Source organism: Bradyrhizobium sp. BEA-2-5 (assembly GCF_032918025.1).
Taxonomy (GTDB): domain Bacteria; phylum Pseudomonadota; class Alphaproteobacteria; order Rhizobiales; family Xanthobacteraceae; genus Bradyrhizobium; species Bradyrhizobium pachyrhizi.
The window spans coordinates 7126521-7151531 of sequence record NZ_CP136629.1 but is presented as its reverse complement, the minus strand read 5'-3'; the positions used below and the strand labels follow the sequence as shown (position 1 = coordinate 7151531).

At 59.8% G+C, this 25011-nt stretch carries 23 protein-coding genes and 5 pseudogenes; 14 read left to right on the top strand and 14 right to left on the bottom strand.

Annotation, left to right across the window (positions count from 1 at the left end; all coding sequences use genetic code 11):
* Positions 1-3: 3 nt before the first annotated feature.
* The 4 genes from RX327_RS33365 to RX327_RS33350 all read right to left on the bottom strand — a co-directional run bounded on the left by RX327_RS33365 (position 4) and on the right by RX327_RS33350 (position 3820).
* A complete protein-coding gene (locus RX327_RS33365; RefSeq protein WP_283088469.1) occupies positions 4-1029 on the bottom strand; it encodes a TRAP transporter substrate-binding protein in 1026 nt (341 codons plus the stop codon).
* A 169-nt stretch (positions 1030-1198) separates the two neighbouring features.
* Positions 1199-2209 carry a transketolase family protein gene (locus RX327_RS33360; protein WP_317248419.1) on the bottom strand — a complete coding sequence of 337 codons (1011 nt, stop codon included), beginning with the start codon at positions 2207-2209 and terminating at the stop codon, positions 1199-1201.
* Positions 2206-3051: a transketolase gene (locus RX327_RS33355; protein WP_317248418.1), complete on the bottom strand. Its 846-nt coding sequence runs from the start codon at positions 3049-3051 to the stop codon at positions 2206-2208. Before RX327_RS33355 ends, RX327_RS33360 begins: the two co-directional genes overlap by 4 nt.
* A gap of 19 nt (positions 3052-3070) precedes the next feature.
* On the bottom strand, positions 3071-3820 hold the full coding sequence (locus RX327_RS33350; protein WP_317248417.1) for a glucose 1-dehydrogenase: 750 nt from the start codon (positions 3818-3820) through the stop codon (positions 3071-3073).
* A 138-nt stretch (positions 3821-3958) separates the two neighbouring features.
* Here RX327_RS33350 and RX327_RS33345 point away from each other — a divergent pair, with 138 nt between their 5' ends.
* The 3 genes from RX327_RS33345 to RX327_RS33330 all read left to right on the top strand — a co-directional run bounded on the left by RX327_RS33345 (position 3959) and on the right by RX327_RS33330 (position 7046).
* Entirely contained in the window at positions 3959-4849 is an 891-nt protein-coding gene (locus RX327_RS33345) for a LysR substrate-binding domain-containing protein (protein WP_317251383.1), read from the top strand.
* 624 nt (positions 4850-5473) lie between these two features.
* Positions 5474-5779 carry a helix-turn-helix transcriptional regulator gene (locus RX327_RS33335; protein WP_317248415.1) on the top strand — a complete coding sequence of 102 codons (306 nt, stop codon included), beginning with the start codon at positions 5474-5476 and terminating at the stop codon, positions 5777-5779.
* Entirely contained in the window at positions 5769-7046 is a 1278-nt protein-coding gene (locus RX327_RS33330; RefSeq protein ID WP_410712216.1) for a type II toxin-antitoxin system HipA family toxin, read from the top strand. Before RX327_RS33335 ends, RX327_RS33330 begins: the two co-directional genes overlap by 11 nt.
* 531 nt (positions 7047-7577) lie before the next feature.
* Here the strand turns inward: RX327_RS33330 and RX327_RS33325 are convergent.
* The 5 genes and pseudogenes from RX327_RS33325 to rpoH all read right to left on the bottom strand — a co-directional run.
* The gene (locus tag RX327_RS33325; protein WP_317248413.1) at positions 7578-8150 is read right to left on the bottom strand and encodes a hypothetical protein; all 573 of its coding nucleotides are present in this window, start codon (positions 8148-8150) and stop codon (positions 7578-7580) included.
* 404 nt (positions 8151-8554) lie between these two features.
* A pseudogene (groEL, locus tag RX327_RS33320) lies at positions 8555-8752 on the bottom strand (chaperonin GroEL); the annotation flags it as partial.
* Positions 8753-8790: 38 nt separating this feature from the next.
* Positions 8791-9103, bottom strand: a pseudogene (gene groES / locus RX327_RS33315) (co-chaperone GroES).
* A gap of 257 nt (positions 9104-9360) precedes the next feature.
* The gene (locus RX327_RS33310; RefSeq protein WP_317248412.1) at positions 9361-10476 is read right to left on the bottom strand and encodes a glycosyltransferase family 4 protein; all 1116 of its coding nucleotides are present in this window, start codon (positions 10474-10476) and stop codon (positions 9361-9363) included.
* Between the two features lie 73 nt (positions 10477-10549).
* Positions 10550-11419 (bottom strand): annotated as a pseudogene (gene rpoH / locus RX327_RS33305) (RNA polymerase sigma factor RpoH); the annotation flags it as partial.
* Between the two features lie 633 nt (positions 11420-12052).
* Between rpoH and RX327_RS33300 the strand changes: the two are divergent.
* From RX327_RS33300 to RX327_RS33280, 5 genes are all read left to right on the top strand, one after another.
* Positions 12053-12505, top strand: a complete 453-nt coding sequence (locus RX327_RS33300; RefSeq protein ID WP_317251382.1) for an Hsp20 family protein — start codon at positions 12053-12055, stop codon at positions 12503-12505.
* A 99-nt stretch (positions 12506-12604) separates the two neighbouring features.
* Positions 12605-13090, top strand: a complete 486-nt coding sequence (locus RX327_RS33295) for an Hsp20/alpha crystallin family protein (RefSeq protein WP_317248411.1) — start codon at positions 12605-12607, stop codon at positions 13088-13090.
* A 115-nt stretch (positions 13091-13205) separates the two neighbouring features.
* Entirely contained in the window at positions 13206-13568 is a 363-nt protein-coding gene (locus RX327_RS33290) for an SPW repeat protein (RefSeq protein WP_317248410.1), read from the top strand.
* 775 nt (positions 13569-14343) lie between these two features.
* On the top strand, positions 14344-14982 hold the full coding sequence (locus tag RX327_RS33285; RefSeq protein WP_317248409.1) for a MarC family protein: 639 nt from the start codon (positions 14344-14346) through the stop codon (positions 14980-14982).
* A 227-nt stretch (positions 14983-15209) separates the two neighbouring features.
* Complete coding sequence (locus RX327_RS33280) at positions 15210-15341, top strand: hypothetical protein (RefSeq protein WP_317248408.1); 132 nt, start codon at positions 15210-15212, stop codon at positions 15339-15341.
* Between the two features lie 244 nt (positions 15342-15585).
* Here the strand turns inward: RX327_RS33280 and RX327_RS33275 are convergent.
* A pseudogene (locus tag RX327_RS33275) lies at positions 15586-15829 on the bottom strand (hypothetical protein).
* A gap of 1 nt (position 15830) precedes the next feature.
* Positions 15831-16047 (bottom strand): annotated as a pseudogene (locus RX327_RS33270) (hypothetical protein).
* Positions 16048-16202: 155 nt separating this feature from the next.
* On the opposite strand from RX327_RS33270, the gene RX327_RS33265 reads away from it, so the two are divergent.
* Genes RX327_RS33265 through RX327_RS33255 form a run of 3 tightly spaced genes read left to right on the top strand, consistent with a single transcriptional unit; the run spans position 16203 to position 17601 of the window.
* Complete coding sequence (locus RX327_RS33265; protein WP_317248407.1) at positions 16203-17132, top strand: Ku protein; 930 nt, start codon at positions 16203-16205, stop codon at positions 17130-17132.
* A gap of 20 nt (positions 17133-17152) precedes the next feature.
* Positions 17153-17407, top strand: a complete 255-nt coding sequence (locus RX327_RS33260; RefSeq protein ID WP_283088456.1) for a hypothetical protein — start codon at positions 17153-17155, stop codon at positions 17405-17407.
* A 47-nt stretch (positions 17408-17454) separates the two neighbouring features.
* Positions 17455-17601 carry a hypothetical protein gene (locus RX327_RS33255; protein ID WP_317251455.1) on the top strand — a complete coding sequence of 49 codons (147 nt, stop codon included), beginning with the start codon at positions 17455-17457 and terminating at the stop codon, positions 17599-17601.
* A gap of 75 nt (positions 17602-17676) precedes the next feature.
* Here the strand turns inward: RX327_RS33255 and RX327_RS33250 are convergent, their stop codons facing one another.
* Positions 17677-17904 (bottom strand): hypothetical protein, encoded by a 228-nt coding sequence (locus RX327_RS33250; RefSeq protein WP_317248406.1) that lies wholly within the window; start codon positions 17902-17904, stop codon positions 17677-17679.
* Between the two features lie 446 nt (positions 17905-18350).
* On the opposite strand from RX327_RS33250, the gene RX327_RS33245 reads away from it, so the two are divergent.
* Both RX327_RS33245 and RX327_RS33240 read left to right on the top strand, forming a co-directional pair.
* Positions 18351-18572 (top strand): hypothetical protein, encoded by a 222-nt coding sequence (locus RX327_RS33245; RefSeq protein ID WP_283088455.1) that lies wholly within the window; start codon positions 18351-18353, stop codon positions 18570-18572.
* Positions 18573-18655: 83 nt separating this feature from the next.
* The gene (locus RX327_RS33240) at positions 18656-18880 is read left to right on the top strand and encodes a PRC-barrel domain containing protein (protein WP_283088454.1); all 225 of its coding nucleotides are present in this window, start codon (positions 18656-18658) and stop codon (positions 18878-18880) included.
* A gap of 2851 nt (positions 18881-21731) precedes the next feature.
* Here the strand turns inward: RX327_RS33240 and RX327_RS33235 are convergent.
* Together RX327_RS33235 and RX327_RS33230 are read right to left on the bottom strand one after the other, a co-directional pair.
* Entirely contained in the window at positions 21732-21974 is a 243-nt protein-coding gene (locus RX327_RS33235; protein WP_317248405.1) for a hypothetical protein, read from the bottom strand.
* 2163 nt (positions 21975-24137) lie between these two features.
* Positions 24138-24593, bottom strand: a complete 456-nt coding sequence (locus RX327_RS33230; RefSeq protein ID WP_317248404.1) for a hypothetical protein — start codon at positions 24591-24593, stop codon at positions 24138-24140.
* Between the two features lie 188 nt (positions 24594-24781).
* Between RX327_RS33230 and RX327_RS33225 the strand changes: the two genes are divergently transcribed.
* The gene (locus RX327_RS33225; protein ID WP_283088449.1) at positions 24782-24982 is read left to right on the top strand and encodes a hypothetical protein; all 201 of its coding nucleotides are present in this window, start codon (positions 24782-24784) and stop codon (positions 24980-24982) included.
* Positions 24983-25011 lie beyond the last annotated feature (29 nt).

Here is a 25011-nt window from a genome sequence, read left to right as displayed (position 1 = left end):
CGCTCACCCAAGCTTGCCAGCGGCTTTCTCGAGTTGCGCCCACGCTTCTTCACCGAATTTGGCTTTCCAGTCGGCATAGAAGCTCGTTTTAGCCAGCGCCTGGCGGAAGACCGATCGGTCGACTTCTAGGAATTGCATCCCCTTTGCGCTCAGATCGGTGCGCAGCGACTCACTGAGCTTTGCGATGTCAGCTCGCTCATTTTCGGCCGAGCGGTCGAACTCGCGCGTCACGATTGTCTGCACGTCCTTTGGAAGCTTCTCGAAGGCGCGTTTGTTGCCGAGGATCCAGTAGTTGTCCCAAACATGACCCGTCAGACTGCAGGTTTTCTGTACCTCGTACAGCCGCGCGGTTGCGATGATGGGAAGGGGATTCTCCTGACCGTCGACGACCTTGGTCTGCAACGCGGAATAGACCTCATTAAAGTTAATTGGCGCCGGTCCTGCCCTGAACGCAAGGAATAGCGAGGTCAGATTGGGTGCGGCGGGTACCCTAAGCTTGAAGCCCTTGAGGTCCTCCGGCGTCTTGATCTCTCGACCCGACGACGTGATGTGGCGGAAGCCGTTGTCCCAAGGCTTGGAGACCGTCATGATCGGTGTCTTGGCGATCTGCGCCCGGATGTAAGCACCGAGCTCACCATCCATGGCTTTCCAGACCGCATCGTAGCTCGGAAAGAGGAAGCCCAGATTCACGATCCCGGCGGCCGGCACGAGGGTGGCGAGGATTAGGGAAGACAGGTTGAAGAACTCGACGCTACCGTTGCGGACCTGCGTCAGGAGATCCGTATCCGAGCCGAGCTGATTGGCCGGAAAGAGATTGATTTCCAGGCGCCCGCCTGTCGTTTCCTTGATGCGATCGGCAGCCTCCTTGGCTCGAACGTTCACCGGATGCGTCGGATCCTGCCCGGTCGCGAGCTTGTAAGTAAACTCCGCCGCCGCAGCGGGGCGGCTGAGTACGGCGCACAACGGAACGGCAGCGCCGGCCAGGAGCAGCTTGCGACGAGTTATGGCAATCGGTTTGCGTTGGGTCATTGCTTCCTCCTTGTTGATATGAATCGGTGTGTTCACCGGCAGCGGTGTTTGTCTGCAGCTCCGGATCGGTTCTCGGGCACCGGCCGTCAGGCATTAGCCATCGTTCTCCGCAGCGATGCCGCGTAGGCGATGTTTTCCTCAGGCGAACTTAACGAATGGCGCTGCGCGCTTAGCGCAGCCAGCCCTTGACCTGCCTTGCAACTTCAGCAGTGGAAATGCCGTAGCGATCATGCAGTGTGGGGAGCGCCCCAGCGGCAAGAAACTCGTCGGGCAACGCGATCTGGCGGAAGGCCGGATGAATGCCGGAGCGCATCAACAATGCCGCAACTGCCTCTCCGAGGCCCCCGATGATGGTGTGGTTCTCTGCGACAACGACGAGGCGGGCGGGCCTGGCCGCTTCGCGTAGGATCGCTTCGTGATCGAGAGGCTTGATCGTCGGTACATGCAGCACTGCCGCATCCACGCAGTCGCCGGCGAGCTCCTTTGCGGCTTCTAACGCCCTCATGGTCATGATCCCGGAGGAGATGATCAGGACTTCCCGACCGTCGCGAATGAGGGATGCCTTGCCGAGTTTGAATTGATAGTTGTACTCGTCCAGCACAAGCGGCACCTGACCGCGCAGCAGCCGCATGTACACCGGCCCATGATGCGCCGCGATGGCAGGAACAATCTGTTCGATTTCATGAGCATCGCAGGGATCGATCACGGTCATGTTCGGCATGGCGCGAAACAGGGCGAGGTCTTCCGCCGCCTGGTGGCTCGGGCCGTAACCTGAAGTGAGGCCGGGCAAGGCGCAGACGATTTTCACGTTGCGGTCTTCCTCCGCAATGGTCTGATGAATGAAATCGTAGGCGCGCCGCGATGCGAACACGGCATATGTCGTCGCAAAGGGCATGAAGCCTTCAGCCGCCATGCCTGACGCTGCACCGTAAAGTAGCTGTTCGGCCATCCCCATCTGATAGTAGCGTTCCGGGAACTGCTTCGCGAAGATGTGCAGGTCGGTGTATTTGCCGAGATCGGCGGTCATGCCGACCACCTCTGGCCGGCTCCGTGCCAGTTCGACGAGTGCATGTCCGAACGGCGCTGGCTTCGTCTTTTGGCCCTCGGCCGCAATCGAGGCGATCATGGCAGAGGTGCTGAGCCGCGGTTTCCCGGGCGAAGCTGAGATCGTCGACTTCATGACCTGTCTCCAGCAGCAAGTTCTGCCAACGCCAGTTTCCATTCGTGCGCCTCGACTCGAATGAAATGGTTCTTTTCGCGCTGCTCCAGGAATGGAACTCCCTTTCCCATCAGCGTGTCAGCAACGATCACGCGCGGTTGCGGTTTGGTGTGCGAACTCGCCGCGTCAAAGGCCGCCACAACGGCGTCGAGGTCATTGCCGTCGACCCGGCGTACAAACCAGCCGAAAGCCTCTAGCTTTTCGACCAACGGCTCGAATCCCATCATCTGCTTCGAGGGACCGTCAGCTTGCTGGTTGTTGACGTCGATGATCGCGATCAGATTGTCCAGCTTGTGGTGTGCAGCCGACATCATCGCCTCCCACTTCGAACCCTCGTCGAGCTCTCCATCCGAGAACAGCGTGAAGACGCGGCTTTTGGAGGCCTTGCGCTTCAACCCGAGGCCCATGCCGACCGCAATACTCAGCCCAAGCCCCAGGGATCCGCCGGACATTTCCATGCCAGGCGTGTAGGACGCCATGCCGGACATCGGAAGACGGCTGTCGTCGAAGCCGTACGTCTCAAGTTCGGCTTCGGGAATAATGCCGGCCTCGATCAGCGCCGCATAAAGCGCAATAGCGTAGTGCCCGTTTGAGAGCAGGAAGCGATCGCGTTCCTCCCAGGTCGGATCCTCCGGCCGATAGCGCATCGCGTGAAAGTAAGCCACGGCGAGAACGTCGGAGATATCGAGCGCCTGAGCGATATAGCCTTGGCCCTGAACTTCCCCCATGCGCAGCGCATTGCGGCGAATGTTACGCGCGCGCTGCGAAAGGGTAGGTGCGTTAGTAAGCGTAGTCGTGGACATCCTTCTCTCCGTCGCTGCCTTAGTGAATGAGCATCCCGCCATTGACATCGATCACGGCGCCAGTGACGTAAGCGGAAAGATCCGAAGCGAGAAACGTGTAGATTCCCGCGACATCCTTCGCTTCCCCCAGCCTTCCGAGCGGAATGCCTTCCAAAATCTTCGCTTTCATTTCGTCTGTGAGCTTGCCGGACGTGATGTCGGTGCCGATCAACCCCGGTGTGACGCAGTTGACGCGAATTCCGTCGGCGCCAAATTCCCGCGCCATGGCCTTGGCAAGCCCAAGGACTCCCGCTTTTGCCGCCGAGTAGTGTGGACCGCCGAAAATGCCGCCACCGCGCTGGGCTGATACTGATGACATGCACGCAATCGATCCGGCCTTGCGCTTCTGCATATGCGGAATCACGGCCTGAGAAAGGAACAGTATGCCCTTGAGGTTGACGTCCTGGATTCGATCCCAGTCGCTCGGCTTGATGTCCAGGAGCTTCACCGGCTGGGTAATGCCGGCATTGTTGATCAAGATGTCGATCTGACCGAAGTCGCCGGCGACGATTTCGACTGCCTTCAAGCAAGAGGCCTGGTCGGCGACGTTGCAAGCCACTCCAATATGGGCGTCGCCAAGGCCTTGCGCGGCAGCTTGTGCGGCGGGCCCGTCGATATCGAGGATGGCTACCCGGGCGCCCTCTTCGGCAAACCGTCTGGCGGTCGCAAGGCCAATCCCGCGGGGCGAAGCGGCACCTGTAATAATAGCCGTTTTGCCGCGAAGCAGCATTCGATCCTCCCTGTATCTATTCTTCTAGGCGTTGCGATACGCAGCCGGTCCTCTTGACCCAATTGCTAGGTCGGAGGCGCTTCCCGGACAAACGCGCTGTTGTCTTGGATATGTGAATCTGGTTCACTTATGGGCATGATGTTGTCGAGTATCCCGATCTCGGCTATCCGAGCCTTCGAAGCGGCTGCGCGCACCGGCTCCTTCAGCAACGCGGCTAACGAATTGCATTTGACCCCGAGTGCAGTGAGCCATGCGATCCGTAAGCTGGAAAGCACGATGAGCACTACGCTGTTCGAGCGAAGTGCACGTTCTGTTCGGCTAACGCCCGCAGGCGAGAACCTGATGCGTCATGCGGGAGCGGCTTTTGACAATCTGCGGCGCGGAATCGAAGAGGTTGCCGGCCGGGGACCGCAGCTTTTGAGGGTGCATTGTGCTCCAAGTTTTGCAGCACAATGGCTAGCCCCACGCCTGACGAAGTTTCTCGCCGCCGAACCGCAGCTTGAAGTGCGGCTTGCCGCCAATACCGAATATGCTCGTTTCACCAACAACGACTTCGATCTCGACATCGTCTACGGACCGCCTCGTAGCGGGGGTGTCGATGTGATCCCGCTCGGCGAAGAGACTGTCACCCCGCTTTGCGCCCCTCAGGTTGCCAAGAGGATCCGCAAGCCAAAGGATCTATTGAGCCAGGTGCTCATCCGCTCGGACGTGAAGCAAGTGCAGTGGCATCAATGGTTCACTGCGAACGGGCTCGAGCCGCCTGCCATTCACGGGATGCGCTTTGATCGTAGTTTCCTGGCAATAGCTATGGCATGTGGCGGAGTTGGCGTAACCTTGGAATCAACTCGTTTGGCCGAACGTGAAATTGAAGCTCGTCGCTTGGTGGCGCCGCTGGTCGGTCGTTCAACTGATATCCGCTATGTCGGCCACCATCTCGTCTTTCCTCGCGCCGGGCGTCAACGTCGCGCCCTTCGCACCTTCGTGGATTGGATCACGTCAGAGCTCGCGCAGACGGACAACAAGGGTTAATTCGAATTGAGCTCCCGGTGCCGCCAGCATGCTGCGTTCGCGTTGTCCAATCCGGCGATTTCGCTTTTGGCCCGTCGAACCAATAGGCGACTCTTTCAGAGGCTCTCACGCCGAAATGAAGGGGCTGAGCGGGCGACCGCCACTAAAGCTGTCGGCCTTTATTCCGTGTCCGTATCGGCCTTTATTCCGAGTCCGTATTTGTCGATGGAATGAAATGCTTGAAGGGAAAGGTCTGTTGAGTTCCTTGAGAGCAGGTGCACCTCGACATATGGCTTTTGATCCGGCTCATTCAGCCTCGCTAGTTCTGCGTCTTCTCGGTCGAATTGCCGCGCTACGTAGATCACCATTCGGTCGGCGGCGACTATTAAAGGCAAACTAGTTCCGCAGAGGCCCGTCGGCGTACTCAGTCATGTCAGCTGGAGATACTCGGGATGGGTTCCCTGATGCCGTCGGGGGCCTTCTGGCTGCTTCGGCTTGGCGTCGGAGCCCGAGTTCAGGCAAGAGATACGTTTGGAAATCTTTTGGTGATCATATGATACGCAAACGGATCTTTGTCTTGACAAATTCGAGGAATCTTGATATCTTTAGGTATCTTTCAAGTGCTGGAAGATACGAAAACAGATCATGAAGCGGAACTCGGAAGCAACTCAACAGCTAGGACGGCTCCTCCGCGACGCAAGAAAACAAGCGGGCCTAACTCAAGAGCAAGTGGCCGAACGCGCGGGCATTTCTCGGCCCCGCTACCGGGATATAGAGCAAGGCGACGCCGCTGCACGTGCGACCACGCTGATCAACGTCGCGCGTGCGCTGGGCATGGAACTGATGTTGATCCCACAGGCAATGGTACCCGGCGTCAACGCACTACTTCGCCCGTCCGCAGACGAAGACCGGCCGGCGTTTACTACCGATATGGATGATGATGAGCGCTAGCGTCCGCGTCCCTAATACCATCCAATCCCTGGATGTGTTCCTTCATGACCTCAGGGTCGGAACGGTCGTGCGTACGCCGGGCGATTTCAATGCCTTCAGTCTCGATCCGGTCTATCGAGCCATGGTGAGACCCCCAATATTGAGTCTTTCGTTTCGCTCGGCCGATGGTGGCCTTCGCAAGGACCCGAAGCCGGCAGCGCACATGCTGCCGGCGTTCTTCGCGAACATGTTGCCCGAGGACAAGCTCCGCGAGGCAATGGAAAAGCACCACGCGGGAGCGGTGAGGCAAGGAAACGATTTCGACCTCTTGGCTGCGCTTGGCGCAGACCTGCCGGGAGCTGTGCGCGTCCTACCGAGCGACGGCAGCACCACGATTGCGGCTCAAGAAAATCCACGTGAGATCAAAGCGCGCTTTTCTTTGGCGGGAGTTCAGATGAAGCTCTCCGTAGTGAAAAACACCGGCAAGGGCGGTAGACTGACGTTGCCCATTGCCGACGAGCAAGGTCAGTACATCGCAAAATTCCCTTCGACCAATCTTGTTGGAATGTCTGAAAACGAGTTTGCCATTCTGGCACTGTCCGAAATCCTCGGAATGGACGTGCCGGAACGCGAGCTTGTCGAGAAATCTGATTTCGAGGGCATCCCCGAAGAATTTAATACCCTTTCGACTGGCAAGGTCCTGCTCGTGAAGCGCTTCGATCGGGGCCCGCAAGGCGCTCGAATTCATATCGAAGACTTCGCTCAGATCTTTGGCCGGCAGCCATCCAAAAAATACGATGACGCATCGTACCACGACATTGCATCCGCGCTGAACATGGCGGTGTCGACCGACACCGCACTCGAATTCATTCGCCGGCTGGCGCTTGCCGCGCTTGTCGGCAACGGCGATATGCACTTGAAGAATTGGTCTACGATATACCCAGGCGATGGTTGTATTCCAGCGATCGCCCCCGTTTACGATGTCCTATCGACCACCGCTTATTTTCCAAAAGACGATTTAGCCCTCTCATTTGGTGGTGAGAAGTCCTTCAAGGCGCTCACTCCGGATCGCTGGCGAAAGCTCGCCAACCGCGCACGGCTACCCGAACCCGCTGTCATCTCGACCGTCGAGGAAGTCGTTTCGTTAGTGAACGATCATTGGTTGCATCTCCCAGAAAGGGATGTCGTTCCCGCCGCCGTCCTCGAAAAGATCGATGCCAAAATCGAAGAAATGAGCTTGGTTCTAGATCCGAGTCACATTCCGAAATCTTCGGTGCCTAAACCCTAGGGTTGGCGCGTTTGGAACTAGATTCCCGCCGGCTCGTTGGTTATCGACGCTGGCCTACCTATCGAAACCGCTGCTGGCGTCGTCGCGCGCACGCTCGATGGCCAGCGACCACCTGTCACTTGGCGCGGAAGTACCGCGCCGCATTCAATTCATGACCGATTTTAATCCGTCGCATCGCTGAGCGGGTGCGCTTTAAACCTTTGCTCCGTCGAACTCGGAGAACTCGGACGATGGCTAAGTCCCCGCAACGAAAGAGTATCCCAGAGGTCAGCCCGGAATTTGCTGCTTTTGCTGATAAAATTGGCTAAGCTGCACCGGCCTCGGCATGCCGTTCATGCCGACATCCAGCGACTCAACCTGTCGAGCGCGTTTCAGCGACGCTTCCTTTTATGTATCTGTGGGCAGGCCTTTGGCCTCGGCACGAAGGCGGATTGCTTCGTCGGCAACCCGAATGGGCTTTTTCGACTTGGCGTCCTTGAGTTCATGCTTATTGCCACACAGGTGCCCATGACCTGCTACCTCTTATGTTTGTCATGCTGCGCTCTTTTCTTCCGCTTTTGCGGCTGTATTCTCGAGAACGAAGGGCGCGCGCACGCCCGCGCTGAATGCTTCTGCACATTCGAGCGCCTCTTTCACGCGCGCGGACGGGTCAGTCCATTCGCGAGTTGAGCGAAGCGAGCCGAGCGCGATCAGGTCGCCGCAGCCGCAGGCGTCAAAGCCGTGTGACGACTCCCCGACTTGAAAGTCATCAGAAATATGGAAAAGGCGGCCAGAATACCCCACCAGAAAGCTGCCGCCTTTCTCTGCCCCCTCTCTAATGCGCGCAAATCCGCCCTCTTTCATCCGCGCGCGGGCGGCGTCGATAAAGTCAGTGACCATATAGGTCATCACGTCGATACCGACGCGCCGTGCGGGCGGATGAAATTTGAATGCGAGAAGTTGGCCCATGCGGAACGACGACGTGAAGCCCATCACGAAATCGCCATTGCGAAAAACCTTGCGGTCATTGCGGACCACAAGCGCAAGACGCTCCGCGCTGACGCCAGCACTATCCCCGCCGATGAAGACTTGGCCTTTGTCAACAAGGCCGACGATGCAGGTCATTCAAAGCCCCCAGCTAGGTGTAGTGGGTGCGTGCGCTAAACGGATAAGCATGCTTGAGTTTGAGGGCTTCTTCAACCGTTTCGCTCCAATAAGCTGATCGGTCTTCGCCCGTGTACTGGACTTGAACGATCTTCCCATTCTGATTTTGTGAGCCGAAGCTCCGCGCTATCCTGTGCCACATGGTTTGGGGCTCGCCTCCCCCTTGAAATGGTAGTAGCGCGGTTCGCGTGATTGAGTATCCTGGCGTGGCGATACAACAGCGCGAGCCGTCGCCACGCCAGGCGGTTGGTAGCAAGCCACAAACGGCACAGCGCCGCCCGCTTAAAATACATACGAACGGCGCTGGCATCGCGCACCAGGAGGGAGAGCAAAATCCTGGCCCATTTGATGGGCTCAAATCACGGAAAGGATTCGGAAAGGCTACTCCGTTCAGCGACCGTGACACCGTCCTTGGGGATGCGCGGCGCGCCGAAGGATTTGTCCAGCACGACGTTGCGGCCTTTCGGCCCGAGTGTCACCTTGACGCCGTTTGCCAGCGTATCGACGCCGCGCAGCATGCGGTCGCGAGCTTCCGCAGAGAATTTTACCTCCTTGGCAGCCATGACGTTCTCTCCTTTTTCCTTCAATGACTGTCAGCACTTCAAGCGGCCTTCTTCGACGCGGAGGTCTTCTCGACCACGCCCAGCAGGTCGCTCTCCTTCACGATGAGAAGTTCTTTGCCGTCGATCTTGACCTCCGTACCGGACCATTTGCCGAACAAGACCCGATCGCCAGGCTTCGCGTCGAGCGGCACCAATTGGCCCTGTTCGTTGCGACCGCCCGGTCCACAGGCAATCACCTCGCCTTCCTGCGGCTTTTCCTTCGGTGTCCGGAATGGTGATGCCGCCGGCAGTCCTCTCCTCGGCATTGATGCGTCGCACCAGCACGGGATCGTGCAATGGATGGAAATGCACGGCACATCCTCCCTACAATTCAGCGATGTCATCAGAACCGGGGCCGTAACCGGCCCTCCGGCAAAATCGACCTAGGCGCGGCAAAGCTGAGGTCAAGAGGAGTTATGTAAATTTGTCGACAGCGCCGGCAGAAGTTTCCGCGATGACGTTGGCGCGACAACGCGGAGCCGTCGCCTGGGTGATCTCAGGCGGGACGGCGCGGATCTCCTTGCCGATTTTCCGCAGTGCCGTAGGTCCGTCCCTTCAAGTTACTCGGCTTACGCGGCCGTGGGCGATTCCGAGGCCGTGTCCGTGGAAGCCGGCCGAACACGCAGCGAGTGCCGATAGCCGGAGCTGGGCGTCGGAAGCCTGCGAACCATCCTCTGGTAGATTCGGCCGTACTCCGCCGCCATGCGGGCGGAGGAGAAACGTTCCTCGAACCGGGCGCGGACGGCCTTGCGGTCGAGCTGCAGCAACCCGGGAACGGCGCGCACCGCCTCGTTGACGTCGGACACGACGCGTCCGGTCAGTCCGTCCTCGACGATTTCCGGGACCGACCCGCAACGGAAGGCGAGCACCGGCGTGCCGCAGGCCATGGCTTCAATCATGACCAGGCCGAATGGCTCCGGCCAGTCGATTGGGAAGAGCAGCGCGGCCGCTTCGCCGAGAAATTCGCTTTTGGCTTTCTCATTGATCTCGCCGATGAACTCAATTCCTGGCTCGTTCAGCATCGGGGCGATGACGCCGCGGAAGTAGGCGTCGTCGGCCTTGTCGACCTTCGCTGCTATCTTGAGCGGAAGGCCGGCTGCCCGCGCAATCGCGATGGCACGGTCGGGACGTTTCTCCGGTGAGATCCGGCCGAGAAACGCCAGATAGCCGCCTTTCGGATTGTAGCTCGGAATGTGCAGATCGAGCGGAAGGCCATGATAGACCGTCGCTACGAAGTTCGCGCCTGGAAGCGGCGACCGTTGCGCGTCCGAGATCGAAACCAGCGGCATGTCCGCAAACCGGCGGTAGAACGGCATATGATCAGGAAGATCCTGCCTGCCGTGCAGCGTGGTCAGCGTCCTGCCGCGTTCAGATCGGAACAGCGGAAAATGCAGATAGTCGGTGTGGAAGTGGAGAATGTCGAACTCGTCGGCGCGCTCGCGCACCTTGTCGAGCATGATCATCTGGTGGGGAAGCGCGTCGCGGACGTCGGGGTCGAGGCGCAGCGCGCGAGACGTGCAGGGGTCGAGCTCGGCGGAGGTGATGGAGTCCTCGCTCGCGAACAGCGTCACTTGGTGGCCTTGTCGGACCAACTCCTCGGTCAGCCAGGAAACGACCCGCTCCGTTCCTCCATACAGCCGGGGCGGGACGCTCTCGAATAGCGGGGCTATCTGTGCAATCCTCATTTCTGTCTCTCCGCAGAAGCCGCTGCGCCAGACGGGGCCTCCATCCGCCGGGAAAGCCAGGAGGCAATCCATCCAAGTGAGCCCCGAGCGCGTCCCTGATCTTTTGTAGTGCGCGAACTTCGATCTGACGGATGCGCTCGCGTGACACGCCGAAAGTGGCGGCGAGCTCCTCCAGGGTCTTCGGCTGTTCGGCCAGGAATCGCTCGCCCACAATATGTCGCTCGCGGGGGTTAAGGAGCGCGAGCGCGTCGTTCAGTGCGCTCCATGTCCGGTTGCGATGCTCCGTTTCCGATAGCAGGGTTTCCGGGTCCGGGGCCGGATCAATCAGCCAGTCCTGGATTTCCTCGGACCCCTCCTCCCGCGTGATGGGCAAGTTGAGCGAAGTATCACCCCGAATCCGCCCGTTCATCTCGACGACCTCACGCGGAGCTACTTTCAGTTCGCCCGCGATATATTCGGCCTGCTGCGGCGATAGGTCGACTTCCTCGCTTGCAGAAATCCGATTTTTGAGTTTTCGCAGGTTGAAGAACAGCTTCTTCTGGGCTGCAGTGGTGCCTATTTTCACCAGCGACCAGGACCTGAGAATGTATTCGTGGACCGTCGCCTTGATCCACCACATCGCATACGTCGCGAGCCGAACGCCTTTCTCGGGCTGGAAGCGCTTCACCGCCAGCATCAGGCCGACATTCGCCTCAGAGATCAGGTCAGCGACGGGAAGGCCATAGCCGCGATACCGCAGCGCCAGCTTGGCGGCCAACCGGAGGTGACTTGTGACCAGGCGATACGCCGCATCGCGATCGCCGTGTTCGTGCCAGCGGCGAGCGTGCATGGCCTCGTCCGCCGCACTCAGCAGCGGAAATTTGCGAATGGTGGCGAGGTAACGGGAAAGCCCGCCGTCCGAATGGATCGCGGGCAGATTCGATAGAACCGGCAGGGTGCTCATTTCCAATTCCTCCTCAGAGCGAAGTGGGTTGAGCTACCGAGCATGGCTTGGGCCCGGAAACGGCGCCCGTCATGCCGGCGGCGTCCACAGAATGTCGAAGCCGGCGGTTTGTTCCTTCGAGATTTGAAAGTCGACGAACCAGATTGCCGGGAGCACGGGCCCTGTCGATAGGGGCGTGGACGAAGCAACTGGAGCCGCCCGGTATCGCGCGATGTTCGGCTTGTTGGCTATTGGACCGGGCGTCAGAGCGGCATCGCGGCACGACGCCCGAAGTTGTCACGGCGTGACGGTTAAAGCTTGTGCTGGCGAAGTCGTGCAGCTGTCCGCCGTAGGGAAGCCCCGCGCGGCGTCAAGAGGTGAGAGCTCGGAATGGCGGCTCGCGCGGGTTAGTTGCGCAGCGCCGAACGTGGCCACCCGCGGCCGGCGCTGATGCGGTGCGCGCGGTTCTCTCGAGGTCGGGCCAGGGCTGAGGAAAAATGCAATTCGTGCGCGGGTGTCGCCCTTGAAATCACCCGAGACCCTTCTAGTTCTTGTGGTGCCACAGGTGTGGCGCCGGATGCCGTCAGGGTCCGGCCGAGACCGCCGGAAATCCCGGCGTTGCCTCTATCCATGTTGCTCAAGGAGGATGTGGTTATGAGAACCTACGAAATGTCCCCGTTCTGGCGTTCGAGCGTCGGATTCGATCGCCTCTTCGACCTCGTCAACAACGCGACGAACGACAGCGACAATTATCCGTTTTACGATATCGCGCGTACCGGCGAGAACCAGTACCAGATCACGCTGGCGCTGGCGGGCTTCAGCCCGGAGGAGATCACCATCACCGCCGAGCCATCGACGCTGATCGTCGAGGGCCGCGAGCCCAACAAGGGTAATCGCGACTACCTGTACCAGGGAGTCTCCCTGCGGCCGTTCAGGCGCGTTTTTAACCTGGCGGACTATGTCCAGGTCAAGGATGCGACTTTCGAAAACGGCATGCTGACGATCACTCTGGTTCGGGAACTGCCGGAGGCGATGAAACCGCGTCGCATCGCGATCAAAACCGCCGGCAACAACAACCTGCAAATCGAGCAGAAGCAGACGGCCTAACGGAGTTCCGTTCGAGGTTGTCGGACCGCTTGTGCGCGGCTTGGCCGCGCGCGGCGGAGCTCTGTCCAGTGAACATGAAGAACAGAGAGGAGGACAACTATGGCACTACGCGATCTCATTCCGTGGAACGACGGCTCTCGTGATCTGAGCTTGCAGCGCAACGAGCCCAATCCGTTCCTCGCGCTTCACCGCGAGATGAACCGGCTTTTCGACGACGCGTTCCGCTCGTTCGACATCACTGCGTTCAGCTCCCAGGCGATGGGCTGGCCGAAGCTCGAGGTCAAGGAGACCGCAAAGGAAGTCAAGGTTATCGCTGAACTTCCCGGTCTCGAAGAGAAGGACGTCAACGTCGAACTGAGGAACGGCATGTTGACGATCAGCGGTGAGAGGAAGAGCGAGACCGAAGACAAGGAGCGCCGCTTCAGCGAGCGCTACTATGGGCGCTTCGAGCGTTCGATCCCGGTTGACGATATCGACCAGGATAAGGTCGGAGCGTCGTTCAAAAACGGCGTTCTCAGCGTAACGCTGCCGAAGCTACCTACCGCGCAGCCGAACGTGAAACGGATCGCCATCAACGGCAAGTAACCGCGGGGCGGGCGGGAGTCTTGTGCTCTCGCCCCGTCGAGGCCATTGCCAATCAACAATGACAGGTCAATCGAACTCGAATGAATGAGAGGAGCCAATGTAAGGAGTTGCAACCATGAACACCGCCTGGAAAAAGGACATAATCGCTGATGTGGTCGACCTTGCAATCGGCCTGGGCTTGTTCGTATCGCCATGGGCCATCGGATTCGCCGCTGAAAGTCCCACGAACTGGAATGCCTGGCTGAGCGGCATCCTGATCGCTGCGCTGGCTGTAGCAGCGCTGGCGCTCTTCGCCGAATGGCAGGAGTGGATGGCACTTGCCGCCGGCGCTTGGGTCGCCGTGTCGCCCTGGGTGCTGCTCTTCTCGGCCAAGGCAACGGTGACACCGCTCCACGTCATCGCCGGAATCCTGGTGGCGGCTGTTGCTGCCCTGCGAATCTGGCAACTGCACCAGAGCCATCCGCGTGTGATGGCCTGATGCTCGGCGAGGGAGGTCGCTGCCAGCCTCCCTTCGCATTTTATCTGCGAGACTGCGCCAATTTGCTGGCCAAGCTTGTTGCCCGCGAGATCAACCATGATGGGTGCTGCAGTGAAAGGGAACATGCCAATAGCTTCTCAGTCGGCCCTTGCGCCAAGCAGAGAAGCCGTGCCGCTGACTTCGTGCTTGTATCACGCTTGATAAGAAGCGTCGCCGAGTGCTTGTGGGCCTTACTCCCGAGGAGACGACCGAATTCGAACTGTTGGATGCTCAGCTTCCGCTCGATGGCAAGCCGGCTTGGAGGCCTTCCGATCTACCGCTCTCTCCAAAAGAGCAGCGGTGGCTGGAGCTATTCCGAAGAATGGAGGCCGCGCGGAAGCAGACCGCTGCCTGAAATCGATTGCGCGTGGAGAGTATGGAGGGTTGGCCGAAATTAGCGTCCTTCGCAAGAATGGGATCTTGGGCAAGGAGCCTGTTCGCCGGCATGAGCGAGAAATGCCGCGCACCCAGCACAGTGAACGACGGTGCGCAGCGGCAACCAGGTCCGCAGATCCTCGCGCGAAAGGCACCGCCCGGGCCCTCAAGCGACGACGGCCGGGTGGATGATTTTTCTCTTCCGGAAGGATTGAGAAGACCGCGCATGGGACCCCTCAACAAACATACTGGCCGCAGGCCCAATCGGCGATCCGAACTTCGCCGTTGAGCACGGAAACATGGCGCTCGCCGGCTTCCCAAAAGCAGGCTGCTTTGGGGGAGGATTCAGGGTAAGCCCGTCATGCTCACTGATTTCACCATCACCGCCTTTGCAACCCTGTTTGTGGCGATCGGACCCATCGATACCGCGATCGTGTTCGGCGGCCTGACGGCGGGCGTTCACCGGCCCGAGCGGTTTCGTCTGGCCTGGCAGGCCGTCCTGATCGCCGGAATTGTCCTGCTCGGGTTTGCACTGTTCGGCAATCGGGTGCTGGCCGCCCTTCGGGTTTCTCTGGATGCCTTTCGAGTTGCGGGCGGCATCCTGCTGCTGTTGCAGGCCATCCAGATGATCTTCGCCCATCCCTCAGGTCTGTCTTCGCTCACCGCGCTCGAGCGGCGTGAGGCGATGGCGCCCGGCGACATCGCGATTTTCCCCCTGGCATTTCCGGTGATCGCGGGACCGGCCGGCCTCACGGCGGTCGTTCTGCTGATGGGGCAGGCCGCCGGTGACCCCCTCGGCTCGATGATCGTACTGGTGGCCATGCTGCTGTGCCTTCTACTGACCTATCCCGGTATGATCTTCACGGACGTCTTGCACCGGGTGTTGAGGGCCACCGGCGCCAACGTGCTGGCGAGGCTCGCCGGCATCCTGCTGGCGACCCTCGCGGTCCAATTCATTTTCGACGGTATTCGAGGCGCTCGGCTCCTCGTAACCGAGTGAAAACCTGATGCGCCCCTCGCTTTTGACTTATCTCAACGTTTGACGGCTTCCTGGTCGCACCCTCGGGGGCGGGTCGACCACCCGCAACGTCTGACGTCAAGCACCCGGAAAACTTCCCATGACGCGCTTGTGCCCGTCCGGCAAACGGCGCACTACGTAGGCCGCGGCGGGAAAGTCATCTTGCTGCTGCAGCGGTCCAGAAGCCGTGCCCTCATTCCGGGCGGCCCATGAAGCTTGTGCGCGACGAGACGGCAACGAGCCCGCAGCGCTATGTCTGCCCCGATAGCGAGGACGATCCGCTGCACGATCCTGTCGCCCGGAAGTGGATCGAGAGCTCGCTGAAGCCGCCAGCGAATTAGCTGGCCCGGAATATTCGGTGCTAATCCGGATCCCGATCAATTCTCAGGGGCTCGATGGCCACTTCCGTTTCGGATGCTTCGTGCGGTCCGTTCCACCACTCGCCGTTGGCATCCAGCTTGAGCGGCCGCTCTCTCACTCCTGAAATGTCGGCTGTTCGTACCCTCGCAGCACGACTCTCCGTTCGAACGGCTGATCCTTCAACAGTTCGATCAGTTCACAGACTTTCATGTACTTCCGCGAGGCTCACAGCGCGCTCAGATCACCCGGCACGTCGCCGAATTTCCGGATCACCTTCGCCGAATTCGCCGGTGGCGGGATTTCCGCTGCGGGCTGAACGTGACCGCGCCGGCGCAGCCGGGCTTTTACGAGAGCGCCTCGGCTCGCATCACCGCGGTGTTGGCGCTCAGGCACTCCACTGCTTCGCCGGCCGCGACCCGTCGTCGGCGGCCACGAAGGGTAGGGCGATGTAGTAGGTCACCTCGGCCATCTCAGTCGTCCTTACGATCGCGCGAGAGGTCGAACCGGCCGCGCGAGTAGCCGGCAGAAACCGAAGCGCGGAGCTCCTCGACCTGCGCTTCGAGAAAACCGTTGGCCACTATCAGCGTCCGCCTCGCGGGGATCGCCGCCGCAGGCCGCAATGGCCTGGTCGGCAGCGAGCTCCAGATCTCCGGCGGAGGGCGCGGAAGGTTCGGGCGCAGCGGCTATACCACGTTCCCTTTTTGTTCACATGGAGTCAAGCCGCCCGAACGCGGATTCGGCCGCTTCGACGCCCGGTTGACGATGAATTCGCGAGGAAGCGCGGGATGTCGGAACTGCCGGCGGCCAATCGTCTTGAATCAAATCGTAACGGAGTTCTGCGTATGGCCCCGCGCGCCAACTGGAAAGGCTTCCTTCGGCTGTCGCTCGTCACCTGTCCGGTCGCGCTCTATTCGGCCACCTCGGAGTCCGAGAAGATTTCGTTCAACCAGCTCAATCGGAAGACCGGCCACCGGATCAAGTACGCCAAGGTTGACGCAGACACCGGCGAGGAGGTCGAGAACGAAGACATCGTCAAGGGCTTCAAGGTCGACACCGACACCTACATCGAGGTCTCCAAGGAAGAATTCGAGAACGTCGCGCTGGAGTCCACCCGCACCATCGAGATCGATGAGTTCGTTGACCGCAGCGAGATCGACCCGCGGTATCTGATCCGTCCCTACTACTTGGTGCCGGATGGAAAAGTTGGCCATGACGCGTTCGCGGTCATCCGCGAAACCATCCGCGAACTGAACAAGGTCGCGATCGGTCGCGTGGTGCTGACCAATCGCGAGCACATCATCGCGCTCGAGCCGCTCGACAAGGGTCTCATGGGCACGCTGTTGCGCTACCCGTACGAAGTCCGGGATCCGCAAGAATATTTTGACGAGATCCAGGACGTCAAAATCACCAAGGACATGGCCGACCTGGCGAGGCACGTCGTGAACCAGAAGGCGGGTCGGTTCGAGCCGGAGAGGTTTGAGGACCATTACGAGACCGCGCTGATCGAGCTCATCAACCAGAAGCGCGCCGGCAAGCCGATCACGCCGAAGGAGAAGCCGGACGCCGGCAACGTCGTCGATCTGATGGAGGCGCTGCGCCGGAGCGTCGGCGGCGCGGCGGCCAAGGCCGAGGCGCCGAAGAAGCCGGCCAAGAAGCCACGCAAGGTCGCAAGCGGTCAGAAGGAGATGCTGATGCCGATCGTCGGCAAGAAGCCAGCGAAGGAGGCCGCGCCGAAGAAGCCGGCCGCCAGACCGCAGCGGAAGTCCGCCTGAAGGCAGAGCAGGAGAGCCGCATGGATATGAAAGAAGCCTCGGCGATGACGGAAGCCTCTGGGCTTGTGGACGATCAGGATGGCAGCGGGCCCGCTGCCGGCGCGATGCCGAGCGCCTCGGCGCAAGCGGGAGGAAGGCCTCGGCCATTCCAGTCTCCCGCGCCGGAGGCCGCGATGCGATGGGCCGACCAGTTGCGCAAGGTGACCACTAAGGCTCCATTGCAGTCGTTGTTCGTCGCGTTCCTGCTAGGTGTTTGGGTCGCGCGCCGGCGCTAATGGCGTCGACTCATAACGCGCGGCCGGCCATAGCCGGATAGATGTGAATGGACAAAGGCGAGGTAGTTGGTGGCGAACCTGTCGCAGCGCGTCGCCACCCGACGACATTGTTTGATCTTGTTGAGAACCGTTCGACTTGCTCCCTCTCATCCTACGCAGATTTATTAGCTCTCTTTGAGTTTTTTTATTCATGACTAGGCGCCGACAAAGCGAAGACGAAGCAATTGCCATCGCCCAGATTTGAGCTTGTTTCAAGGAGCCGGGCCTCATCATGCCCGGTCGAGCGAAAGCGCTCGGCCTTGTCCGCGATCTCTGCGTGCCCTCAGAGCTCCAAAGAGCCTGGACCCCGGAGGCCGGTTCTGGTCGTCGAAAACGAGCGCCCAGATCTGCTCGCGATACTCGGTCGGCACCAGGAAGCCCTCGCCGCTGCCGCCCTGGTTCTGCTGGAAATTGGTCGGCGCTGCGCCGAGGCGCGGATCGAGACCGCCGCCCGTCATGGCGGTCCGAACCGAAACCGCCAATTCCGCGACGCTGCGGAAACCGCCGGTCCGCTCCGGATTGATATCTTTGACGACGTCGCCAGCGGCGGACCGCCGAGCGCGGTCGAAAAGCCGAACAGGGCCGTGCGGCGCAACTTCTTTTCATCGGCCGCGATCTGCTTGTCGAGCTCGGCGACCTCGGCCTCGAGCGCGTCGACCTTGGTCTCGAGCTCGCCGACCTGCGAAGTCTTGGCGTCGGTCAGGGTTGCCTTGCCCCGCAGCGTATTGAGCTGCTCGAGCGCGGTTTTGCCTCCTTTGCCTTATTGGCGCGGGCGGAGAAAGAGCCCGCGTTCCCGCTGTCCAGGCGACGGCTCGGGTCGAGCAACTCAGGAACTGAAGAAAGAGGCGTTACACACCCCGCGCGCTTTGCGCGGTACCGGCGGTGGCTCTAGCCGGAACGATTCATGATGCTGCCGCTTCTAGAAGCGGCTGGACTTGATCCGGTAGTGTGGAAACGAAGCGACCTCGGCCTCGGCGACGCCCCCTCGCGCTCAGGCCTTTATTTGGCTCGGGCGGCCGTGGTCGGGAAAAAACAGAAGAGATTCACTTTTGCTAAAGACCTGACGAGCGAATGGTCCGAACCATTGTGCCTGCTGCTGTCAGCGATGTGCTCGTCAGCGCCGTGATTAAAAGCCGCCATCTCGGCTCGAGCCCGGCTCCGGGAAGATACCGAATCTGCCTCGCTGCAACATTAAGAGCGTCGCGCAAAATGAACGAGTTTTATGACTGCTGCAAACACGCTCTCAACATTCTGTCCGAACTTCACGCTTCCGAGAAAGAATTGGTTGGCAAGGGCGTCATCTTGTCCGATGGCAAGGCCGGTACAATTGATCACGTCTTTGTAGACGACATTCACGGGCTTCGGATTGGGATTGGGGGACATGAAGGCCGATGGCCAATCGCAACGATCAAACAACTCGAAGAGGAGCGCTGAGGGAGCGGTCAGAAATTTCTCCGGGCTGTAACCGATGCTAATGACACCGACCTGGTCGGGCTGCGAAAACTGCCTTCTATCGGGAGGATAGAGCAGTGGAACAAATGAATGGAGTGGAGCGGACTTTCGCGTCGGTCACAGCGCTGAGCTTTTTGGTTCTGGTCGCGAGCATGACCGCTGACGCGCTAACCTAGTGAACGCATCGAGAACCATTGGAGGTTCTTTCTGAATCATAACAATTGTAATTCTCGGAACTGGGCGTTTCACTGATTATCAGAGTTACTGGGCGGGATACCTTTTCATTGCACGGTTTATTTAGATCCAGTGGGTCGTCACTTATTTCCGAAGGCGGCGCAAATGCATAGTGAAGCAGGCCCCAGCGAATGCGCTCGCTGGGGTCTCTCCTGCATTGGGCACGATGGCGTGCATAAGTCCGTGGGCTCATTCAAATGCTGGTGCCGACCTGCGGCGCGAGCTCGGCCGCGTCGAGCGCTGCTGCAACATGCCGCCGACGACCTCGTCGAGCGTTGCGATCCTGTCGGCCGTCGGTGGCGAGCATATCGCCACGGGATGCTTTGCACCAAGATCGAGAGGCGCAAGAACGCCTAGCTGCCTACATCGCTGAGAAGTACAGTCCGGCGCGTCGTATCTCGCGCTGACCAAAATGAACTGGAACTCAACGCAGTTCGATCAGGCATCGCCCATTCCGATTCGCGCTGCGCGCCAAGTCGGAAGGGTGCTTAAATATGTTCCATTCGGACAGATCGAACAGCCCGACTACCGCTTCTACAGCTGAGAGACGAACGGTTGATTGGCCACCACGTGCTCAGTATGAGAAACGTGTGAGGCTGATCGAGCCTATGGGCGTTCCGTGAAGGGTAATGAATTACTATGCGATCTGAGATCGTTGAAATTTGGCCCGACGAGGTGACGGTTCGTTCCATCGATGCGCTTCTGAGAGAGAATTGGCTCTTGGATTTCCAGCCTGATGTTGCGCGGATCGGCGCAAGATATCCTGAGATCGAGACGCTTCTCCCACGTTATGACAAAGCTCATGAGCGGGCCGCACAAAAGGCGGGGGGGAGCGGTAAGGTAGCGCGATAAACGAATCGCTCAACGCCAGCGACGACAAAACTGCATCGCTCCTGACATCGCGCCTCGGTGTTTCCGAAGCGGTTGCTCGCGGCTGGATGATCGCAAACAGAAAATGGTCTGCGGCAGAAGCGCTCTCCAACGGTTTTGTGTCGGAGGTGGCATCTGAGCGTGCGCGACGGCGAAATCTATATGGTCGAGATCACTGCGGAATCGTTGCTTATATGCGAGGTGAAATCGCTGACGACTACGCCACCGCCGCCTCCGCCACCAGCGGGCGGTTTCGATGGCCCTTCGCTGAACGTCACGCTATCTAACGGGAATCTGAGGGCTGACCACATCGATGCCCTCCCAAAAGAGAGCTATCCTTCAGCAACCAGAGGGAGTGCGCAAGGGGCGGCCTAATTGCCCATGGATCGCATCGCGTTATCAGTCATCTGCCGACGATAAGATGCGCGCTCGTTGAAACGGGCGGCAGCGAACGCCCCAATCGCAATGCCGACCAAAACCAGAAAAGTCACAGCGCCAATGGTTGCCACTGCCGTCTAGCTCCGGTGATCCTTCGGAGAGTCGGAATCAACCGAAGGGTGTTAGCAAGGGTGAATTTTACTCGCCTCGGCGATTGCGTGTGCTGAACATGTTTCGAAACCCTCGTGGCAGCCTTGGGATGCTGTCTTCCGGCTTCGGTCTGTTGCACTTCGGGCAGGGCGCACCAGCGCCGCCACACCGGCACGCGTGGTTGCCGGTCCAGGGTTGATCGGGTGTCGTTCACACACCCAGCCGGTATCGTCGCAAAGGATGCATGCTGGTTCGGTCATCGCATCAGTTCGAACAGTTCGAGGACATCGGCAAGTCGAAGCTTCGCGCCCTTTTCGGCATGTGCCCTAGGAGCAGGTGCCTGGTATCCGCGGCGATTTCGTCCCGCTTGAGCGGGTCGGTACTCGGCGTGGAATGCCCGCAATCTTCTCGGCGAGTTGCCGGGCGACCTCGGGCGAGATTTCCAGCGGCCTTCGAGTGATCGGCATGCCCGGAAGATAGATATCAGTGGCAGGTTTTGCGAGTTCGGCCCACCCACACCGGGGAACGTTTCCGCTCTTTCGGTCATTTTGCCTTTTTGGGGCAGCAACGTCAGCTTTGGAGAGAGGAGCCATGAAGCGACGGCGCAGAGTAAAGCAGATGTACCCCCTTGAAGAACGCCTTACCGAGGAAGCCAGAGAGCTACGCAGACGGGCTGAGGCACTCCCCCCAGGTCGAGAGCGCGAGTCGCTACTAAGACGAGCGAGGCACGACGAAACCACTGCCCATTTGGCGGAGTGGCTTCTGTCCGCAAGCCCGCGCGCGCCGATCTAAGGAGGCCACCCCATGCCGATGGATCACCATCATTTCGACGGCGTGGAAGTCGCCTTCGTGTGCGCTGCGGCGGTGTCGTTTGCGGCCCTCGTCGCCAGCATGACTTGGCTTTTCATGCGGTGAGATGTGAACGCCGGCGCTAGGAACGGCGCTTTCGAACCGTCGTTAATTGTGCGTCGCTCGCGGCAGAGCGGCATTGGACGAATGAACGTGCCCCGGCTCTTGCCCCCGAAGATTCTGGGCACATTCATAACCCGTTATGCCGGTGGCCCCGGCTGGCACCTCGCCAGGGCCGTCGACTCGGCCTCAGCGTTTCGCTGGGGCCGTTTCTGTTGCGGGAACGAGCTGTACGATGAGTGGGACCACTGCCGTGGGTTCAGCACTCTACCCCAGGGCGTTGGGGGCCTTCTTATGAGCGATCAGAGGTCACCGGTTTGCGTGTCGCCAGGCGCCCCGCGAGAACCTCAGCCTGTTCTTTTGTGAGCTTCTCGGCGAATGCCCCGTTCTTTTCTATCTGAGCTGGTCCTTTGAGCTCGCTGTCGTAGACCATCCAACCATTGCCACCTTGCCGAACGAGGAAACGGCCTCGCATCGGGCGTCCAATAAATTCCATTGCAATCACCACCTGTGAAAATAGCTCCGCAAATAACATGTACGATGCCAGCGACAGTCATATCACGACTTCGCTGGAAGCGGCCCCAACCGGGGGGCCGCCAACCCGAATCTGACACGGGTTTTCTTCTGGCAGTCGGGGGGCGGTTGGCTGACCAGAAGCGCGAAATTATACGCTTTGCCTTCTCCATGGTTCCTAGCCCGCCGGCCCCCAAAGGTGCTGGCGCCTTTTCTATGGCTGCTAGGAACGAACGTGGCTGAAGCTTGTTCGTCCGACGAATGCGGCACATCAGCCCGACCAAGCCGCATTTGGACAGTGTGAGTGGAAAGCCTATGGCCCCAGCGTGCTCCCAAGCGCTGGGGCCGTTTCCGTTCGGGAACAACCTGCAATTAACGTGGTTTAAGATCGGTACGACGAGGAGTGGGACTAACCTACCGGCCTCAGTGCTCTCCCCAGGGCGCTGGGGCCGGTTTTTCGGACGCAGGTGAAGTCCATGCTGCTCAAGCCGGATCATTTGGTCGCGTCGGACTATGGCTTCCTCGGCTTAGCCGGAGCGTCGTTTATTGCATTCGCTTTCGCCATTGGATTGTTGCTGATCGGCTGAACTGCTGGGGCCGTTTCTTGTCAGCCGAACAGGTCTTTCCCGGCCTGCGTCATCCGCACGTAGGTCCCGCTCTCGTGGTGCTCGAGCCAGCCCTGATCCTTGGCGTACTCCAAGCTGGCCCATTACTCAGCCGGCGTCGCCTTGTCCCGGTAGAGCATCGGATAGTTGATCTTCTCGATGTAGATCCGGCCATCCTGGATCGGCTGGAACGCTCGCGCGTGCTCCATGAGCCTGCGGGCTGCTTTCTCGGGGCCGAGTAGGGGCGGTCACCGACGTCTTTCATTTCTCATCTTAGGTTGCTTTGTGGGCAGAGCATCGATTCTCCATTCGTTATAGTCGTAGAGCCCAGCCCAGTGGTGAACAAGCTCTCCGCATTGCCGACAATCGAACGTGCCGGAACTATTCGTATGGGTTGCACTGCGTTCCTGGATCGCCGAATAGACGATGCCGCAGCCGGGACAGGTAAAATGAACAGTGACGGTTGGCGCCATAATGGCTGCTCAACAATCGAGGCCAGTGAGCGTTCCTCAGATCGGCCAAACCGCCCCTTAGCCACGTCCTGGGTATGGTGCCGGAATTCGATGCTTTTCGGACTCAGGTCGGAATAGAACGCTCCCAAGCTGCCTGGAAAGCAGCCCGGGCGCCCCTCCAGATCGGGCCCGCTGCCGTCGGTATAGGGCGGCATCGGCCAGGGTTATCGCCTACGAGGCGCGTCTGTCTCCGGAGTGCTCGTCAATGGTCCTCTTTGCTGCGGCAATCGCTTCTCGCGAACTTTGATAGGTCATGGTCCTAATGATTTGGCCGCTGCGGTCGAGAGGCGCGATCTCAACCAGGGATCCGCCGCCGGGTTGCTCGACGACCACTAGCCGGTGACCCGAATATTCAAGTTCGTCTGCCACTTCCGCGGCCTCCGCCGGTGCATCAAGACAACAATTGTTCTTGTGACAGGGTTCCAACGATGCGCATTCACTTTCTTGCGGCGGGGTCAACGCGGAGATATTCGTTCCCATGCCACAAGGTGGCCGCGCTTGAACGGGTATAAGAGAGGTCTTTGGGCTGCGCGATCTTGACCGACGCCTTGCGTTGGAGTGAGCGCTAATACGCAATTTGTCGTGCTATTGCGGCCTGCACCAGCAGCGCGCTGTAATTCAGCCCATGCGAGACTATCCCGCCAAATCACGTTCGGCGAGATGCGTGAAACCGGCGCGACGCGCATCATCGTGTTCTGCAAAGACTACCGCTGTTCTCACAACGTTACGATGGATGCGGCGAGGTGGCCGGACGTAATGCGTCTGTCTGATCTCGAGCCGCGCTTTACATGCACGGTGTGCGGCCAACGAGGCTCGAGCATTCGATCGGTTGACGTATCGCCAAGGATGGGGACTGGCTAATAGAAGCCGCTAGCGAACCGCGTCCTTGCACGTTGGGTTATTGTTGCCTGGTTGCTGTTTGCACAGGCGCGCTACCTCTGCCTTGAGGTCATCTAAGGTCGCCGGCGACGATCAGAACGTCGTAATCCGGACGGGCAGCGCCGGACGGCAGGTTCCAGCCCCGCGTGAGCTCGGCATGGATGTCGGACATGACCCACAAGCGCGTGGTCAGTCCTCCTCGATTTCGAGGGAGGCGGCATCGACATCCACGAACGCGTCGGTCTCGCGGTCGTAGCGACGGCCGGTGATTTGGCGCTGCGCGCCCAAGCCGTAGCGGAGGATGTGGACGTTTTCGAATCCGGGGCGGACCTCGGCGGGGGCGCGCTCCTCGGCGTGCAAGTCGCAGCGGGTCGTCAGCCAGCCGCCGGTGCGCAGGACGCCAGCCTCGCCGCAAATCTCGCAGCTGCAAACGCTGCGGGCCTCGGCCAGGTCGATCGCCTCGTCGACGAGCGCGCTCGATTCCGGAGAACGACGGCCGGTCCAATACCGGTCAATGAGATCGCGCCAGCCGGGTCCGCACTCCGGAAGGCCCTCCGCCCCGTCACCGGTGCCCGCCGACGGGCGGAAGAGGTCGGGATGGGCCCCGATGAGCTCCAGCCTCCAATCTTGCAGCACGCTAGACATCGCGACTGACCACGAATGAGAATCAAACAAGAACATTAAGAGCAGGAAGGTCAGCTCGAGTCAAGCGGTTAGCGGCTCATTCTTATATAAGAATGGAAAACATCTTATATAAGAAAGGGCGCAAACGCTGGCGTCCTGCTGTAGGGCCTCGTATGGTTAACGAGGGGTTTCTCGCAGCGGATGGGTCGATGGTCGGAAAGAAGAAGGCGCCGAAAAGGGGCAAACGAACCCCGATCGGGGACCGGGTTACGTTCATCGCGATGATGGACAAGGACGTCATCGCCGACATCAAGCAGGTGGGCATCGACGAGCATCGGGCCGCCTGGGATATTATGGAGCAGGCTGCGAGGGAGTTTCTGAAGCGGAGGAAAGCAAGGAGAACGCCCTGAAACTCCAATGTTTTTCCTTGCGGTTGAAG